This window comes from Otoolea muris (genome assembly GCF_943193115.1).
GTDB classification, from domain to species: Bacteria; Bacillota; Clostridia; order Lachnospirales; family Lachnospiraceae; genus Otoolea; species Otoolea muris.
The window spans coordinates 59,580-76,524 of sequence record NZ_CALPCY010000009.1 but is presented as its reverse complement, the minus strand read 5'-3'; the positions used below and the strand labels follow the sequence as shown (position 1 = coordinate 76,524).

15 protein-coding genes are annotated in these 16,945 nt (G+C 49.3%); 13 read left to right on the top strand and 2 right to left on the bottom strand.

The features are described from left to right. Nucleotides 1–676: 676 nt before the first annotated feature. The gene (locus tag NFS31_RS07865) at nucleotides 677–2,464 is read right to left on the bottom strand and encodes a sigma-54-dependent Fis family transcriptional regulator (RefSeq protein ID WP_251493256.1); all 1,788 of its coding nucleotides are present in this window, start codon (nucleotides 2,462–2,464) and stop codon (nucleotides 677–679) included. 262 nt (nucleotides 2,465–2,726) lie between these two features. Here NFS31_RS07865 and NFS31_RS07860 point away from each other — a divergent pair, with 262 nt between their 5' ends. The 13 genes from NFS31_RS07860 (at nucleotide 2,727) to NFS31_RS07800 (ending at nucleotide 16,535) form a co-directional block, all read left to right on the top strand. Beyond that, nucleotides 2,727–3,998 (top strand): four-carbon acid sugar kinase family protein, encoded by a 1,272-nt coding sequence (locus tag NFS31_RS07860; RefSeq protein ID WP_251493255.1) that lies wholly within the window; start codon nucleotides 2,727–2,729, stop codon nucleotides 3,996–3,998. After that, a complete protein-coding gene (locus NFS31_RS07855) occupies nucleotides 3,982–5,160 on the top strand; it encodes an iron-containing alcohol dehydrogenase (protein WP_251493253.1) in 1,179 nt (392 codons plus the stop codon). The genes NFS31_RS07860 and NFS31_RS07855 overlap by 17 nt, the downstream gene beginning before the upstream one ends. Nucleotides 5,161–5,428: 268 nt before the next feature. Further along, complete coding sequence (dapA, locus tag NFS31_RS07850; RefSeq protein WP_251493251.1) at nucleotides 5,429–6,346, top strand: 4-hydroxy-tetrahydrodipicolinate synthase; 918 nt, start codon at nucleotides 5,429–5,431, stop codon at nucleotides 6,344–6,346. A gap of 14 nt (nucleotides 6,347–6,360) precedes the next feature. Next, entirely contained in the window at nucleotides 6,361–7,371 is a 1,011-nt protein-coding gene (gene pdxA, locus NFS31_RS07845; protein WP_334303057.1) for a 4-hydroxythreonine-4-phosphate dehydrogenase PdxA, read from the top strand. 15 nt (nucleotides 7,372–7,386) lie between these two features. Beyond that, on the top strand, nucleotides 7,387–8,460 hold the full coding sequence (locus NFS31_RS07840) for a C4-dicarboxylate TRAP transporter substrate-binding protein (protein ID WP_251493247.1): 1,074 nt from the start codon (nucleotides 7,387–7,389) through the stop codon (nucleotides 8,458–8,460). A 76-nt stretch (nucleotides 8,461–8,536) separates the two neighbouring features. After that, the gene (locus NFS31_RS07835; RefSeq protein WP_251493245.1) at nucleotides 8,537–9,031 is read left to right on the top strand and encodes a TRAP transporter small permease; all 495 of its coding nucleotides are present in this window, start codon (nucleotides 8,537–8,539) and stop codon (nucleotides 9,029–9,031) included. Then, nucleotides 9,031–10,332, top strand: coding sequence for a TRAP transporter large permease (locus NFS31_RS07830; RefSeq protein ID WP_251493243.1), 1,302 nt, complete (start codon nucleotides 9,031–9,033; stop codon nucleotides 10,330–10,332). The genes NFS31_RS07835 and NFS31_RS07830 overlap by 1 nt, the downstream gene beginning before the upstream one ends. Then, on the top strand, nucleotides 10,332–11,309 hold the full coding sequence (locus NFS31_RS07825; RefSeq protein ID WP_251493241.1) for a phosphotriesterase family protein: 978 nt from the start codon (nucleotides 10,332–10,334) through the stop codon (nucleotides 11,307–11,309). The genes NFS31_RS07830 and NFS31_RS07825 overlap by 1 nt, the downstream gene beginning before the upstream one ends. 26 nt (nucleotides 11,310–11,335) lie before the next feature. Beyond that, on the top strand, nucleotides 11,336–12,313 hold the full coding sequence (locus tag NFS31_RS07820) for a hydroxyacid dehydrogenase (protein ID WP_251493239.1): 978 nt from the start codon (nucleotides 11,336–11,338) through the stop codon (nucleotides 12,311–12,313). 27 nt (nucleotides 12,314–12,340) lie between these two features. Next, entirely contained in the window at nucleotides 12,341–13,330 is a 990-nt protein-coding gene (locus tag NFS31_RS07815; protein ID WP_251493238.1) for a TRAP transporter substrate-binding protein, read from the top strand. A gap of 99 nt (nucleotides 13,331–13,429) precedes the next feature. Continuing rightward, nucleotides 13,430–13,954, top strand: a complete 525-nt coding sequence (locus NFS31_RS07810; RefSeq protein WP_251493236.1) for a TRAP transporter small permease — start codon at nucleotides 13,430–13,432, stop codon at nucleotides 13,952–13,954. Beyond that, on the top strand, nucleotides 13,951–15,231 hold the full coding sequence (locus tag NFS31_RS07805) for a TRAP transporter large permease (RefSeq protein WP_251493234.1): 1,281 nt from the start codon (nucleotides 13,951–13,953) through the stop codon (nucleotides 15,229–15,231). Before NFS31_RS07810 ends, NFS31_RS07805 begins: the two co-directional genes overlap by 4 nt. Nucleotides 15,232–15,473: 242 nt before the next feature. Continuing rightward, nucleotides 15,474–16,535 (top strand): amidohydrolase family protein, encoded by a 1,062-nt coding sequence (locus NFS31_RS07800; protein ID WP_251493232.1) that lies wholly within the window; start codon nucleotides 15,474–15,476, stop codon nucleotides 16,533–16,535. Nucleotides 16,536–16,606: 71 nt separating this feature from the next. On the opposite strand, the gene NFS31_RS27440 is transcribed toward NFS31_RS07800, so the two are convergent. Continuing rightward, entirely contained in the window at nucleotides 16,607–16,774 is a 168-nt protein-coding gene (locus NFS31_RS27440; protein ID WP_416389435.1) for a DUF6783 domain-containing protein, read from the bottom strand. Nucleotides 16,775–16,945: the final 171 nt, after the last annotated feature.

Below are 16,945 nucleotides of genomic sequence, written 5' to 3'. Positions count from 1 at the left end.
AAATTTGAGCCGGATTGCTCCTCGCTTTGTGCTCCCGCAATCCTCAAAAACATTCAAAATCCGCCCTGATCGGGCTCCTTTTTCATGTTTTTGGCGGGTCCCGGGTTCAAAAATCCTAATCCAAGCGAGCCTGCATCGGATTTTAGACCTTTTGACCCTGGTATCATTAAAATGAAGTTATTAAAGTCGCAGGGAAAAAACAAGGGAACGAAATACGATTTACCCGGGAGTGAAAATACTGGTTAAGCAGATAAGGCGGATGCCATAAAAACCGGCCAGAATTCAGTATGAAGCTATATCCTGGCCGGTCTTTTTCCGGAAGCAAAAGGGGGAAGGAAAAGCTTCCGGACTCTATATAAAGGTAATTGTTGTTAGTCGAGTCCAACGAAGGTTGCGCGCTTGTTATCGTTGGCCTCATTGATTTATGTAACTATCATACCGGGAAAATGTGTCAATTGTTTGACCAATTTATAAAAATAATCTAAACCAATCTTACAAAAAAGAGAAGTCTTTATGACTGATTTTGGCAGCCCGGCGGTTCTTCCGGCTCTTCGCGTCCCCCGGCGCGCGCATGCGGCTTTAGAAACGCCCCGCTTCTCTAAAGCAGCCCGCCGCTTCAGCCCCTCCATATTACTTCAGAACCCCCTCATTACTTCAAAATCATCCTGCTTCATCCTCACTGCTTCAGAAAGCGCCACAGCGTAGTCCGGCTGATGCCAAGCCGTTTGGCAGCCGCGCTCTGGTTGCCGTTTGTCTCATCCAGAACCGCGCGGATGATATCGCGGTTGATCTCATCGAGCGTGCGGTCCAGGCGGAGCAAAGGCCGGCCAGGCCGGGGCGCGGAGGCGGCCGCGGCCTGGCGTTCCCGGTCCAAAAGCGCCTCAGCGGAAGACTCCAGTATATAGGGCGTTGTGGTGATGGAGGTCAGCTCGGTCAGGATCCGTTTAAACTGCGTATAATTGCAGGGCCACTCATAGTGAACCAGAAGCTCCATCGCGCCGCTCTCAAGTCCCAGTATCTCCTTTGCCAGGCTGATATTCAGCGCGCTCAGATAGAGGTTAGCCAGCGCCGGTATCTCCTCCTTTCTCTCGCGCAGGGGCGGGAGATGGATGGTCAGGCAGGAGAGCTGATTGACAAAATTTAAACAGGAACCGGGAACCGAGCCGTCCGCGCCGCAGACGCAGGAAAAGAGAAGCCGGTTGCGGCGGGCTAAGTTCATGTCAATGATAATGGACAAAAGCTGCCGGAGCCGTTCTCCGGAGAGGCTGTCCAGATTCTTCATATAAATCGTATTGTTGTTGTCATTAAAGGGCGAATTGTAGTGGTTGGTCAGGAACGCCCAGCTCTTGTCACTCATAAGGGCAAAATTAATGATGATAAACGGGTGGAGCCGCAGCGCGCTTCTGGTGTACACAGCTTCCGCCACCCGTTCCTTTCCGGTGCCTTCCTCGCCTGTGATCATGATGGGGAAATCCGTCTGCGCCATCTGTTCGACCATGGACTGCATGGCCCCCACGCCGTCGGCCGCATTATAAAAGCTGTTGTAAAAGCTGTGTTCCACATCGTTTTGATTGAGATACTGGACCCCGTATTTGCTGGTGGCAAAGGGAACCTTATTGGAGGAAACATAAAAAGCGGGGTAATCCCGGCCGCAAAAGGGGATGGTATGGCCGTTGATGGAGTAAAGGGCGCCGTTTATATTTTTAAAGGAGCGGCGCACGCCGGAGGATAAGGTGGACGGGATCTCGCGCCGCAGCACCTCCGTGATGGGATCCAGGCCGTCCGTGTCCAGGGTGGAATAGAAAATCTCCCCGTTTTCCCTGAAAATAACCGTCTCGTGGCCGCATTCCTTAATGACGTCCTGCAAAAAGCGGTTCTCCTCCCTGAGCAGTGAGTGATGGCGGCAGAGCTTGACCGCCTGGTCAAACGCATTGCTGATGCTCTCATTTCCGGAGGTGATGAGGATCGCATTGAGCCCCAGCCGCTTGGCGGTGGTGTTGGCAATCATATCGCACAGAACCATGCGGTAACCCTTTTTTTTCAGGGCAAGCAGCGCTTCCTTCACCTCCTGCTCGCTGTGAATGGTACAGATCTCTACCTTATACTGGAGGAGATCGCACAGCAGGCGGGCGCTGCCGGTGATGGAGGGAAAACCGACGATGGCGTAGCGCGACGCGAAATTCTCCGCCATCTTGATGGCCCGGAGGATATCATAGACTGAGAGAGAAATCTCAATGACCGGGAGCTGCGTGATATCCCCGATCAGCTCCGCGGTGCCGCCTCTGGAAATAATAATGTCAAAATCCTCATGGAAGTTCTTGCGGGCGATTTCGGCCCCTTTATGAAGATCTCCCACATATACCGTCAGATCAATATCCTGGCGTTCTCTGGCCAGCTTCTGCATAATCGATTTCATGCCCTCATAGGGGGCGATTCCCAATATCCGTATATTTCCCGGGTTCATAGCCTTCTCCTTGTGTTTCGATTTTAAACAATTCTATCATAAATAAGTGGATTTGGAAAGAACTATTAAAAGATGTTTCAAATATAAACAATAAATATAATAAAAAAGGTTGTTTAATCCAAAAATATTTTGTACAATCATACAAAACAGAGAAAGAATAAAACAATATTGAAACAGTTTCAGGCAAAGGACAGACAAGGTATATGTTTAAATATGAAACAATTGATTTGGCGATTTGCCTGGGAACAGGAAGGAAACAGTCATGGTGAAATTACTGATCATAGCAGATGATTTCACAGGAGCGCTGGATACAGGAGTGCAGTTCGCGGCAGGCGGGGCAGAGACGCGTGTTGTGACCAATGTGGAATATGATTTTGAAAGCGCCGGGGAGGAAGTCCAGGTACTTGTACTGGACGCGGAGACGAGGCATTTAAAAAAGGAAGAGGCGTATGAGGTTGTATTCCGGATCAGCAGGCGGGCGTTTGAGAGCGGCGTGCCGTATCTTTATAAGAAGACGGATTCCGCGCTCCGGGGAAATGTAGGGGCAGAGTTAAAGGCGGTTCTGGACGCCACGGGGCGGCCGTCGATCCATTTCCTTCCGGCATTTCCCAGGATGAACCGGATCACAAGAAACGGGATCCATTACATAGACGGGGTTCCGGTTCATGAGAGCGTGTTTGGCCGGGATCCGTTTGAGCCGGTGACGTGCTCCTCTATCCGCCAGATGATCGAGAGCGGCACACCGGTTACAGTCGTGTCAGGGATGGAGCAGTGGCGGCCCTGCCCGGGAATCATGGTATACGATGCGTCAACGGACCGGGAGCTTACGGAGACGGGCCGCTTTCTCATGGAGGCGGGCGAGCTTCACATCATGGCAGGCTGCGCCGGGTTCGCGGGAGTCCTGCCGGATCTGCTGCATCTGAACGGCAGGACCGACAGAAAGATAAGGCTCACAGAACCGTTTTTTGTGGCCTGCGGCAGCGTAAACCCGATCACAAGGAGCCAGCTCGATTTTGCGCAGAAGCGCGGCTGCGGCCGGATCCGGCTGACGCCGCCCCAGAAGCTGGAACAGGGATATTACGAGACGGCTGAGGGAAAATATTTCCTTGATGAATGGGCGCGCCGGGCAGCGGGGCAGAAGATGTGCATGCTGGACACGAATGATCCGCCGGGCGGCGGGGAAACACTGGAATATGCAAGGGAGCGCGGAATTTCGCTGGAGGATCTGCGGGTGCGGATTTCCTCAACGCTGGGATATATTTTGAAGGCGCTTTTAGAGCGGGGACTCGGGGGGACGCTTCTGATCACAGGCGGAGACTGCCTGACAGGCTTTATGAAGCACATCGGCTGCGAAACCATCGCACCGGTCTGCGAGATGGCCCCGGGAACCGTGCTCTCAGAGATTGAGCTGCAGGGCCGCCGGCTGGGCGTCATATCCAAGTCGGGAGGTTTTGGGCCGGAGACGCTGCTGATGGATCTGGCCAGGAAGATAGAAGGGAAAGAGGAGGAAAAAAGCTATGCTGACAAGCTATAATCTGAAAATGCCGGGCGCTGTCTACAGCGGTGAAAACGCCCTTGATCAGATAACCGGCCTGATCGGGGATGAAGTAAAACAGATCGCTGTATTTACCGATCAGGGGATCGCCGGCGCGGGCCTTCTGGAACTGCCGCTGGAGCGGATCCGGAAAACCGGGAAGAAGACCGTGATTTTTGACGATCTGGCGGCGGAACCCACCTACGAGGAGGCGCAGGCCGCGGCGGACCGCTTTAAGAGCTCCGGCGCTGATTTCATCGTGGCAGTCGGGGGCGGGAGCGTGATGGACGCGGCCAAGCTGGCGAGCGTACTGGCTACGGATGCGTATGGGGTAAAGGAGCTTCTCGATAACCCGGGCCTGGCTGAGAAATCCGTGAGAACGCTCATGATCCCCACAACAGCCGGAACCGGGGCGGAGGCCACGCCGAACGCGATCGTGGCCGTGCCGGAAAAGGAGCTCAAGGTCGGGATCGTGAATGACCATATGATCGCAGATTACGTCATTCTGGACGCGGCCATGACAAAGAAGCTGCCCGCCGGAATCGCGGCCCCGACCGGCGTGGACGCCCTGTGCCATGCGATCGAATGCTTTACATCCAATAAAAAGAACCCGTTCAGCGATCTGTACGCGCTGCAGGCATTTGAAATGATCATGAAACATATCGAGAAAGCCTGCCTGGATCCGGACGCATTGGAGGAAAAGCAGAATATGCTGCTTGCATCCTTCTACGCCGGAGTTGCCATCACAGCCTCAGGCACCACGGCGGTACACGCCCTGTCATACCCGCTGGGCGGTAAATACCACATCCCGCACGGTGTGTCAAACGCCATGCTGCTCGCCCCGGTAATGCGCTTCAATGAGCCTGTATGCCGCCATTTATTCGCAGAAGCCTATGACAGGCTGAGGCCGGAGTATGACAATGACAGGCCCGCGCCGGGGGCGGAAGCTAATGAGGAACAAAAGTCAGGGTGGATTGTGAAGCGCATGGAAGAGATTGTAGAGCGCCTGGGCATTCCCACAAGCCTGAAGGAATTCGGCATAGGAGAAAGCGATCTGGACAGCCTGGTAGAGGCCGGCATGGGCGTACAGAGGCTTCTGGGCAACAATATGCGTCCGGTAACAGAGGAGGACGCAAGGAGACTGTATCTGGAAATCATGTAGAACAGACGACAATAAAAAACAGACAGCAATAGGAAGCGGGCAGCCTGACAATTTATAGTTAAAGCTATAAAATCATAACAGTTCACATAACCGTTCAGACGGGGCGATTTTCTGCACGCCTGCGAAGCTAGACGTAGGCGCCGCTACGCCGTCGCTTCGCAGACGCACAGATGACACGAATATCAAGCGCTTTTTACTCGCGAATTAATACAACGATGTACTAGTGCTCCCGCAGGCTGAAGGGTTGCGCAAAATCAGGAGGAGAGCAATGAAACCAGTAGAAATCAAAGGAATTATCCCACCCATTATCACGCCAATGAACGAGGATGAATCCGTCAACGAAGCAGAGCTCAGAAATCAGGTCAACCGGCAGATCGAGGGCGGCGTCCACGGCCTCTTCCCATTTGGCACAAACGGGGAAGGCTATATTTTAAACGAGCAGGAAAAGGAACAGGTGCTGCGCATCGTCATTGACGAGACAAAGGGGCGCGTACCGGTGTATGCGGGGACAGGCTGTATCAGCACAAAGGATACGATCCGCCAGTCTAAAATGGCCATGGAGCTGGGCGCGGACGTGCTTTCCATCATCACCCCGTCCTTTGCGGCCGCTTCCCAGAACGAGCTCTATGAGCACTATAAAGCCGTTGCCGCGGCGGTGGATATGCCGATCGTGCTCTATAACATCCCGGCCAGGACCGGAAATGCGCTGGCCCCGGCCACAGTAGCGAAGCTTAGCAAAATCGATAATATCGTGGGCGCAAAGGACAGCTCCGGCAATTTTGACAACATGCTGCAGTATATTGAGCAGACCAGGGACAGCGAAGATTTCGCCGTATTATCCGGCAATGATTCCCTGATACTCTGGAACCTCTTAGCCGGCGGCGCCGGAGGGATAGCGGGCTGCGCGAACGTATTTCCGGAGGTGATGGCATCCATTTACGACGCCTTTATGGCAGGCGATCTGGAAAAGGCCAGGGCGGCCCAGGACAGCATACGTTCCTTCCGCAACTGCTTCAGATACGGCAATCCAAACACCATTGTAAAGACCGCCGTAAGCCTGCTCGGCTATCCGGTAGGCAGATGCCGCGCCCCGTTCAACCAGGTTCCTGAGGAAGGAATCGAGGCCATCAGGGCAGTTCTTAAAGAAAATGAGGCAAAGGGGATGTGCAGATGTGTGAAAGGCTGATTCTTGGGATCACCATGGGGGATCCGGCCAGCATCGGGCCGGAGATCACTGTAAAGGCCCTGGCGGCAAAGGATGTGTACGACAACTGCCGCCCCCTGGTGATCGGCGACGCGGGCGTGCTGGAGGCGGCCTGCCGCATTGTGGGGAGGGAGGATATAAAGATACATCCTGTCTCCTCAGTGGGCGAGGCATTGTTCGAGGCCGGGACCATCGACGTATACGACATGAAGCTCGTAGATCCCGAAACGCTTGAAAGGGGCCGCGTATCGGCAGCCGCCGGAGACGCCGCTTTCCAGTATGTGAAAAAGGTGATACAGCTCGCCATGGCGGGCGAGATCGACGGCACGGTTACGAACGCATTTAATAAGGAAGCAATTAATCTTGCCGGCCATCATTATTCCGGGCACACGGAGGTCTACGCGGAATTTACAGGAACCAAAAAGTACACCATGATGCTGGCCCACGAAAATCTGCGCGTCGTCCACGTATCCACGCACGTTTCCCTCCGGGAGGCATGCGACCGGGTAAAAAAGGACAGGGTGCTGGAGGTGATCCGGATTGCGCATCAGGCATGCCGCGATCTGGGAATCGAAAAGCCCTGCGTCGGCGTGGCAGGCTTAAACCCGCACAGCGGCGAGAACGGCCTCTTCGGCCGCGAGGAGATCGAGGAGATCCGGCCTGCCATCGAGGCGGCCAGGGCGCAGGGAATCGACGCGGACGGGCCGGTTCCGCCGGATACCATCTTCTCCAAGGCCAGGGGCGGCTGGTATGATATCGTAGTGGCTATGTACCACGACCAGGGCCATATCCCGCTGAAGGTGGTCGGATTTGTATATAACGAAAGGGAAAAGAAGTGGGATGCCGTGGCAGGGGTCAATATTACCCTGGGCCTGCCCATCGTCCGCGCATCCGTGGATCACGGCACCGCCTTTGACCAGGCCGGGCAGGGCACGGCGAATGAACGGAGCCTGCAAAATGCGATCGATTATGGGCTCCGGCTGGCAAAGAGTAAAAAACAGGAATAAAAAAGGAGGAAGGTTATGAAACGGTTTATTGCAGCAGCGTTATCGCTGTCTTTGGTATTTGGAGCGACAGCGTGTTCTTCTAATCAACAGGAAACCGGAAGCGCCGCAGAGGAAAGCGCCTCCACAACGGCTGATACAGCTAACAAATCAGACGGCAGCAAGGCGCAGTATGTACTGAAGCTTTGTCATGAACAGGTCGATGGCGATCCGATTGATGACGGCTGTGACAGATGGGCTGAACTGGTCAGTGAAAAAACAAATGGCGCTGTAAAGATTGAGGTATATCCATCCAGCCAGCTTGGCGTAAAGGCAGACTTGATTGAAATGATGCTTTTAGGGCAAAATGTATGTACAATTGCAGATGGCTCCTATCTGATGGACTATGTTCCTGATTTCGGAGTCGTAATGGGGCCGTTCTTATTTACAGACTGGGATGCTATGTATAAAATCACTTCCAGCGATTGGTGGGCAGAGCAGGAAGAACTGCTTCGCCAGGAGGGGCTTGAAATTATTTCCACGAACTGGATCTATGGGGAGCGCCAGTTAATGACAAAAAATCCTGTGACATCGCTGGGCGATTTAAAGGGACTTAAAATCCGGGTGCCTAATAATGATATTTCGGTTACGATGTTTAACAATCTGGGAGCGGCTTCCACGCCCATGGCGCTGGGGGAGGTGTATACCAGCCTGCAGCAGGGTGTGGTAGACGGAGTTGAGAATCCTCTGACAACACTGTATAACAACGCCTTCCAGGAGGTATGTAAGAATGTTACCATGACAAATCATCAGATGACATTTTCTAACTTTGTTGTAGGGGAAAGCTTCTGGAATTCCCTTCCGGAGGAATACCGGCAGGTGATTCTGGAGTGCGGACAGGAGGCGGCTGAGTATAACAATGAGTTATACGGGCAGGTAAGCCAGGAAATGCAGACCGCATTAGAAGAAGCAGGCTGTACCATTTATACATTGGACGACAATGCCTTAGCCGGATTTAGAGAAGCCAGCGAACAGTTATATTATGACTATGAGGAAAATAGTACTTGGACAAAAGGTGTCTATGACAAGATTCAAACCATCATAAATGAATGATTTTCTGATGGGGTGAAGGTACGGATCAGAAACAGGGATGCTCTGCTTCTGATCCGTACAAAATAAGGAGGCCCTTATGAAGAAACTACAAAGATTTGCCGGAAACTTAGATGTAATTGTTGCCGGAATTTCATTATGCGCCCTTGTGCTGATGACGGTGGCCGGCGTTATTATGCGTAAGGTGGTAGGACAGCCCTTTGCGTGGCTGGAAGAAATGCAACTTTTCTGTTTTGTGTGGACGATCTTCCTGGGAGGAAGCGTTGCGTTTCGCACAGGCGGGCAGGTAAGCATTGATTTAATAGCAAACCGCCTGAAACCGGATAAACGCCGTATACTTGATATATTTTGTTATGTAGTTACAATGGTGGTTTTATTTTATCTGACGTTTGGCGGATGGGAGCTGACAAAATCAGTGACCAGAAAAGTGACGCCTTATTTTAAAATAAAATACTCCTATATTGATATCGCAGCGCCTATCGGGTGTATTTTGATGATGATTCAATATACATGTATAATTGTAAAAGAATTCTTTCAAAAGGGAAAAGAGCTGGAGAAGGGAGGGGAGGCATAATGTCGCCAATTGCAATTTCAGCAGTTGTTCTGTTGGTACTGTTGTTTTTAAACGTACCAGTGTTTGCTTCCATTACTGGAGCATGTTTAGCCTATGCGCTTGCCAATCCGGGATCCGGAATTACAGCGGTGCTGGCTGTTCAGCGGGAAATCAGCGGTATGCAGTCGGTTGCGATGCTTGCCATCCCCTTTTTCGTAGCTACAGGCGCATTGATGAATTATTGTGGAATTACCGACCGTATGCTAAATTTCTGTAAGGTTCTGACGGGACACATGTATGGCGGCCTTGGGCAGGTTAATATTGTATTATCTACTTTAATGGGCGGCATGTCCGGCTCTTCGCTGGCCGACGCGGCCATGGAAGCCAAATTATTAGTGCCTGACATGCGGAAAAGCGGATATCCAAACGGATTTGCCTCTGCAATTACGGCTGCCTCCTCCATGATTACGCCGCTGATTCCGCCCGGAATCGCAGCTATTATATATGGATCCGTAACGGGCACGTCTATTGGACGCCTGTTTGTGGCAGGAATTGGCCCTGCTGTTATATTATGCATTTTAATGATGGTAGTCGTATCGCGTTATTCTAAGACCCATCAGATTCCGCGCCTGCAGGAGCGGCGCGCAACCGGCAGGGAACTGTGGAAGGTGTTTATGCCTGCGATTCTTCCTCTGTGTCTGCCGATTATCATTATTGGAGGAATCCGTTTAGGCATCTTTACGCCGACTGAGGCCGGTGCGATCGCTATTTTCTATGCGCTCCTTCTTGGAATGATTTACCATGAAATCCGCATGGACAATATTTTGGACTGTATCAAAGAAACCGTATCAACGACGGCTTCGATTATGTTGATAGTAGGGGCGGCTACCTGCTTTTCCTGGATCCTGACATGGGAAAATGTTCCGCAGAATATGACCCATTTTCTGATTTCTCTCTGTCACAATAAATATGTATTCCTGATGTTGGTGAATCTGTTCCTTTTGATAGTTGGTATGTTTATCGAAGCCACAGCCGCCCAAATTGTGCTGGCGCCTATGCTGGCCCCCGTAGCAGCCGCATTTGGAATTGATCCGGTTCACTTTGGGATTGTGTTTATTTTCAATATGGCCATAGGTTCACTGACTCCGCCCATGGGCAATCTGATGTTTGTGACCTGCGGTGTAACGAAGTGTACTACAGAAGAATTTATAAAAGACTGCCGGGTATTTTATGTGCTTCTCTTTGCGCTGCTGATGTTAGTAAGCTATGTTCCGTTTGTGACTACATGGCTTCCTGATCTGATTTATGGAGTGATAGGATAATGAATGTGATTCGTACTGTGCTGGGCGATATTCCAGCAAAGAAAATAGGAGTTACCGACAGCCATGACCACTTAATCCGAAGCGGCGGCCCGGAGGTAAATCTTGACCCTGCTTTCTTAATGGATGATTTGGAGGCATCTAAAAAAGAGTTTAAGGCTTTTTTAGATGCAGGGGGACATACGATGATATGTATGGATCCAATTGGCTGTGGGAGGAATGTGCCAAAGATGATGGAATTGGCAGCGTGTTTCGAGGGGCAGGGAAATATTGTGATGACAACCGGTTTTCAGAAAGGAAGCCTGTATGATCCGCGGACTTCTTTTTTGGCTACGGTTGATACGTCTAAAGTAGTGGACATGATGATAGCGGAAATTACAGAGGGAATGGATCGGCACAGCTATAATGGCCCTGTTGTGGAACGTGTTCAGGCAAAGGCAGGGTTAATTAAAGCAGGCACAAGCTATCGCGTAATTACAGACCTGGAACAGAAAGCATTGAAGGTAGCGGCGCAGACACAAAACGCTACGGGCTGTCCCATTTCAGTTCACACGGATTTTGGGACGATGGGACCGGAACTATTAGATATTATTGAGAAAAATCAGGGAAACCCGGAACATACCATTATCTGCCATGTACAGAGAAACCCGGATCGCTATTATTATAAAATGTTATTAGATCGCGGCGCTTACCTCTGCTTTGAAGAGGCGGATAAGGCTCAATATCGCCCGGATACAGAAATTGCAGAGAATATTAAATGGATTTTGGAACAGGGATATGGCAGGCAGGTATTGTTGGGAATGGACGGCGGCAGGAAGGAAGGCTTAGCTTCCTATATGGAGCTAAAAGGATTGGCGAAAGGGCTTGATTATATGCTGAATCGTTTTGTGCCTGTCATGAGGTGGGTTGGCATCCTGGAAGAGGATATACATAAGATTCTCGAGGAAAATCCGGCCCGGGCATTTGCGATATGGCAGTAATGTCAGTAAAAAAGGAGGTATTCACTTTGAAATTTGTAATGACCCAGGCAATTTGCCCGGAAGGTATGGAGTTGTTGGATGAAGATGTCGAGGTCTATGTGGCAGATGATCCGGATCCAAATCATTATCTGGATCAAATGAAGAATACGGACGCTTTAATTGTCCGGATTGCGCGCTGTGACGGACACGCGATTGAAAACAGCCCGAATTTAAAGGTAATTGGGAGAACCGGGGTGGGATATGACACGGTAGATGTAAAAACGGCAACCGAGCTGGGGATCCCGGTAGTCATCACTCCGGGCGCAAACAACCGGAGCGTGGCCGAGCATGCAGTTGCGATGATGTTTGCACTATCCAAAAATCTGGTTGAAGCCCAAAATGAAATGTGCGCGGGCAACTGGGAGATCCGGGGCGCAAATAAAGCATTTGAACTGGAAGGAAAAACGGTGGGAATCATTGGCCTAGGCGCGATTGGCCGGGAGACAGCAGAGATCTGTAAAGGCTGTGGGATGAAGATAGCCGGATATGATCCTTTTATGAACCAGGAACAGATTGAAGCCGTAGGCGCGGCATATTACTCTGACTATGAGGATTTGCTGAAAGCAGCGGATATCGTGACGATCCATGTGCCTCTGACGGACGGCACCCGCGATATGATTGGGAGAGAACAACTGGCCATGATGAAAAAGACGGCGCTGCTTATCAATTGCAGCCGCGGCGGAATTATCAATGAGGCAGATCTGGCTGAAGCCCTGAAACAGGGCATAATCGCAGGGGCAGGTACGGATGTTTATTGCGACGAACCGCCTGAGGCGGATGACCCGCTGCTGCATTGCCCGAATCTGATTGTCAGTCCCCATTCCGCAGCGCAGACACGGGAAGCAGTCATAAAGATGGCGCAGATGTGCGTGAATGGCTGTCTGGCTGTATGCCGGGGGGAGAGATGGCCTTATGTGGCGGATAAAGTGGTATATGATCATCCGATATGGAAAAACAGGATCTGATTTTAAGATGACAGAAGGAGTAAAAAAATGAAAAGAGTTATTTCGATCGCATTAGTCACGGCCCTCGCTATATCCCTTTGCGCATGCGGAGGGAAAACGGAAAATTCTCCTGCGGCCAGCAACACAGAAAAAATCAATTTGACGGTGGCATATGCAGATCCGGAGGATTCCGTCTTTGGAAAAGGCGCTAATGCTTTTGCAGAAAAATTAGAGGAGTTATCCGGAGGGACGATAACCTGTACCATGTATCCAAATGGCACATTGGGAAGTATCCCTGAAGTAGCTGCTATGATCCAACAGGGAACATGTGATGTAAGTCCGATCGTAACGTCCTCTCTGATGGACTTTTGTCCTGAGTTAGGTGTATTTGATCTTCCGTTCCTGTTCGCTGACTATGAAGATGCCAACGATACCATCAACGGTGATGTGGGGGATTATCTTTCATCCAGGATGGCGGAGCAAAATATGCATGTGGCCAGTTGGATGACAATGGGATTCCGTGAGACAACCTCCAACAAACCGATCAATTCTTTGACAGATTTTAATGGTCTTCGTATCCGAACTCAGTCAAATGAAATCCACCAGGCTATTTTTAATGCGTTGGGCGCATCGGCAACGATTATTAATTTTTCGGAATTGTATACCGCAATGGAACAGGGGACAGTGGATGCACAGGAGAACCCATATGTCAACATCAACAGCAATGCTTATTATGAGGTACAGGACTATTTAGTAGAAACAAATCATGTATTCCAACTGGCGGCCTTGCTGGTGTCTGACAGTACCTACAATAAATTGACGGATGAACAGAAAGGATGGGTGGATCAGGCTGCGGCATACGCCGCAGATGTCGAATGGGAAGCAACCGAAGCAGATAATGAGGCCGCAAAACAGGCATGTATCGAAGCCGGCATGACATTTGTAGAGATGGATCACGATGAACTGCTGGCGGCAACCGAAAGTGTATATGATGCATATAAAGATCAGTATGGAGAATTATTATCAATGATGGAATGATCGGCCGGAGCGCGGCTTGTTCATAGAAGGCCTGAGGGCAGAGAATCCTCCTTGTTCTCAGGTCTTTTACAGTAAGGTACTGAAAAAGGAGAGCAAGTTATGGAAAAAGTATATAATGTACTTTTGAAGTTAAGTAATGGTATTTTTTTCATTGAAAAATACCTCTTATTGATAGCTGTCACGGTTGTAATTGCGGTCAATTTTATAAATGTCTGCCTGCGTTATCTGGCGAATAACGGTCTTTCTTATTGTGAAACACTAAGTGTCTGCCTGTTTATGTTCGTGGTAATTATTGGAGCCAATATATCGGTAAAAACCGATAATGAGATTAAAATTGAAATTTTCCGATTCAAATCACCGCGGCGGGATGCGGCGTTTCGGCTCTTTGCAGATATGATTGCCATTGCTGCGATTATATTTTGTCTTGCCGGCCTGTTTGCCACGATAGAAAGTGTTATGAGAAATTTGCAAAGGGTAACTCCGCTGCCGATCTACACGTACCATATTTATATTGCTATGGCGATCGGTTTTTTTATGATACTTCTGGATCATATCATTGTGTTCATCCGGCATTTGATTATAATGTTGGGAGGCCAGGTTGAAAGAGAGGCGAAAACCATATGAATCCCATTCTGGTTCTACTGATTTTATTTCTTGTAACATTATTTTTAGGGGTTCCGTTTGCCTGGAGCCTTTCATTTTCCTGCATTTGTACCCTGTGCTTTATGAGCGGTTTTCCGCTAATGACAGCAGTTCAGAAAATGTATAATGGCGGCGCAAAATATACGCTGCTGGCTATTTTTTTCTTTATGCTGGCCGGAGCGATCATGCAGCATGGAGGCATTTCCTCCCGTCTGGTCGATTTTTCAAAGGCATTGTTGGGACATGTGCGAGGGGGGCTTTCCATAGTGGTGCTGGCGGTCTGCATGATGTTTGCGGCATTGTCCGGATCCTCCATTGCCACGACGGCTGCGATCGGCGGGATGCTTTACCCTGAATTGGTAAAAGAGAAATATCCGGAGGGGTACTCAGCCGCGCTGCCTGTCGCAGGCGGCACATTAGGAATTGTAATTCCTCCCAGTATTGTATTTGTTGTATATGGCGCAACTACTGGAACCTCTGTATCAAAATTGCTGATGTCGGGCGTAATTCCAGGTGTAATGGCAGGTGTTTTTATGATCATTTATGCCTGGTTCTATGCCAAAAAACATAATATACCACGCTCCAATGAATTCTCCTGGCGCAGCCTGGGCTTATCGACAAAAAAAGCGATTTGGTCCCTTCTGATGCCGGTTATCATTTTAGGCGGTATTTATTCCGGCTTGTTTACGCCAACAGAGTCTGCCGCGGTAGCGGTCGTATATGGGTTGTTTGTTGCGGCCTTCATTCATCACGAAATGACACCTGAAAAGCTGGTACAAATTACAATTGATGCAGTCAAAGGTACAGCGAATATTCTAATGCTGATCATGGCTGCTACATTGTTTGGATATGTGCTGACCATTTATCAGGTCCCGGCCCTATTAACTGATTTAATGAGCTCTTTTATCACAGGGAAATACAGCTTTCTGCTGTTCCTGAATATCATGCTCATTTTTCTGGGGATGCTGATGGATTCGGGAGCTACTATTTTAATCATTGCGCCGTTAGTGTATGAAATGGCGGTAGGATTCGGGATCGATCCCGTCCAACTGGGCTGTATTATTGTATTTAACCTGGCCGTGGGACAGGCTACCCCTCCCTTTGGAAACTGCCTGTTTGCCGCAATTCCTGCAACCAGGCAGGATATCATCACAATAGCCAAAAATGTACTGCCCTTTGTGGTTATTTTGTTTGCAACCGTATTCCTGATTTCCTATGTTCCCATTTTTTCCATGCTTTTGCCAGGCATGATGAAATAGGAGAACCGGCAATAACGTTATTTACGCGAAACAACAGCCGGGAGGACATGCCTGTATGTCCATCTGGCGGCTGCCGCGGGGGACAAATAAAATGAAAATCAATAAAAAATATTGGGGCTTTGCAATAAAGGAAGGTATCTAAATATATGTATGATATTGTAATAAAAAACGGGATTCTGTTTGATTCGGAACAGGGGAATTTTCATGCCGGGGATCTGTGTGTTCAGAATGGGAAGATTGTGATGCCGCAAGGGGAAAGGGAAGAGGCAAAGACGATAATTGACGCATCCGGTAAATATGTATTGCCCGGTTTTATTGATGAACATCTGCATCTGGATTTGTATGGGAGCCTGATTGGCGCAAATGGAGATACGGTTTGTATTCCGAACGGAATTACAACTGCATGTGACGGAGGTACATGTGGGGCGTCTAATTTCCCGCAGTTTTACAACAGTAATATTATTCGTTATGAAGCGAATGTCTATTCCTATCTTAATGTCTCTACTTTCGGGAATAAAAGCCTTTGCCTGCATGAAGAAAACCATGACCCGAATGATTTTCGGCAGGATCTGATCGAGAAAATGTTCCGGAAATATTCAGGAGTTTTACGGGGATTGAAGGTTCGGATGTGTAAAGGTACATTGGAGAATTATGGAATGTCGGCTCTATACCGCGCTATGGAAATAAGTAAGCATCTACAGAAAAAAGGATATCACTGCCCGCTTGTAATTCATTATGACGATCTGCCGGATAATGTGACTGTGAAGGATTTATTCCAGGCGCTTAGAAAAGGGGATATCGCAGCCCACATTTATCAGACAAAGGGGGAAACCATTTTTTTAGAAGATGGGACAATCCACCCGGCTGTCAGAGAAGCGCGTACCCGTGGCGTCCTGATGGACGATTGTCATGGACGGGTACATTGGAGTATTCCAAACTTAAAAATGGCAGTTAAGCAAAATTTTTTACCTGATATCGTCAGCAGTGATACAGTCCGGCTCAGTGAATATGTCCGGCCAGGTTTCTCACTTCTGTATGCATTAAGTATGCTCAGTGCAGTTGGAGTTCCTCTCGAAAAGATACTACAATGTGTAACAATCAATCCGGCCCGGGCGCTTGGGATTTCGGAAATGGCAGGAATATTAAAAGACGGGATGCCGGCAGATATAACTATATTGGATATCGTGGATACCAACATGACATTATACGATAATTATGGAAACGATGTTGTGGGGAATAAGCTGTTTGTTCCTCTATTAACAATGATTGGCGGCCGGGTTGCGTATAGACAGATATATTTCTAATTTCCGCAGGCAATGGGCCAAGCGGACACGTTTGCATGCACATTTGGCGGCTGCCGCTCATCCGGCAGCCGTCATACCAAATTTCTAGAGCGTGTTTGAAAATTGCTTTCTGGTAGCTGTGCGTGCCACTTTGTGGGAGATTTGTGCCAAATGAACGCGGCGCAGTGGGCTGCGTTAAGTGAATTTGGCACAAATATACCGCGAAGTGGGGCGTGCAGATGCCAGGAATGAATTTTCAAACACGCTCTAGTACATCGTTCACTAATTAACTGGACTTTATTATAGCCGAAAACACCTATAGATATAGTGTTTTTATAGTCCGGTTATTTAAAAAATGCCGTACTAGTATAGATCGATTTTAATTTCTTTACATTATTATTTTAAAATCCATATTATTTACAAAGTTTTTA

Excerpts from the sequence above, each read along its gene's own strand:
- NFS31_RS07865 (WP_251493256.1), bottom strand. The coding sequence starts at position 2,464 with ATGAACCCGGGAAATATACGGATATTGGGAATCGCCCCCTATGAGGGC.
- NFS31_RS07860 (WP_251493255.1), top strand. The coding sequence starts at position 2,727 with ATGGTGAAATTACTGATCATAGCAGATGATTTCACAGGAGCGCTGGAT.
- NFS31_RS07855 (WP_251493253.1), top strand. The coding sequence starts at position 3,982 with ATGCTGACAAGCTATAATCTGAAAATGCCGGGCGCTGTCTACAGCGGT.
- dapA (WP_251493251.1), top strand. The coding sequence starts at position 5,429 with ATGAAACCAGTAGAAATCAAAGGAATTATCCCACCCATTATCACGCCA.
- pdxA (WP_334303057.1), top strand. The coding sequence starts at position 6,361 with ATGGGGGATCCGGCCAGCATCGGGCCGGAGATCACTGTAAAGGCCCTG.
- NFS31_RS07840 (WP_251493247.1), top strand. The coding sequence starts at position 7,387 with ATGAAACGGTTTATTGCAGCAGCGTTATCGCTGTCTTTGGTATTTGGA.
- NFS31_RS07835 (WP_251493245.1), top strand. The coding sequence starts at position 8,537 with ATGAAGAAACTACAAAGATTTGCCGGAAACTTAGATGTAATTGTTGCC.
- NFS31_RS07830 (WP_251493243.1), top strand. The coding sequence starts at position 9,031 with ATGTCGCCAATTGCAATTTCAGCAGTTGTTCTGTTGGTACTGTTGTTT.
- NFS31_RS07825 (WP_251493241.1), top strand. The coding sequence starts at position 10,332 with ATGAATGTGATTCGTACTGTGCTGGGCGATATTCCAGCAAAGAAAATA.
- NFS31_RS07815 (WP_251493238.1), top strand. The coding sequence starts at position 12,341 with ATGAAAAGAGTTATTTCGATCGCATTAGTCACGGCCCTCGCTATATCC.
- NFS31_RS07810 (WP_251493236.1), top strand. The coding sequence starts at position 13,430 with ATGGAAAAAGTATATAATGTACTTTTGAAGTTAAGTAATGGTATTTTT.
- NFS31_RS07805 (WP_251493234.1), top strand. The coding sequence starts at position 13,951 with ATGAATCCCATTCTGGTTCTACTGATTTTATTTCTTGTAACATTATTT.
- NFS31_RS07800 (WP_251493232.1), top strand. The coding sequence starts at position 15,474 with ATGCCGCAAGGGGAAAGGGAAGAGGCAAAGACGATAATTGACGCATCC.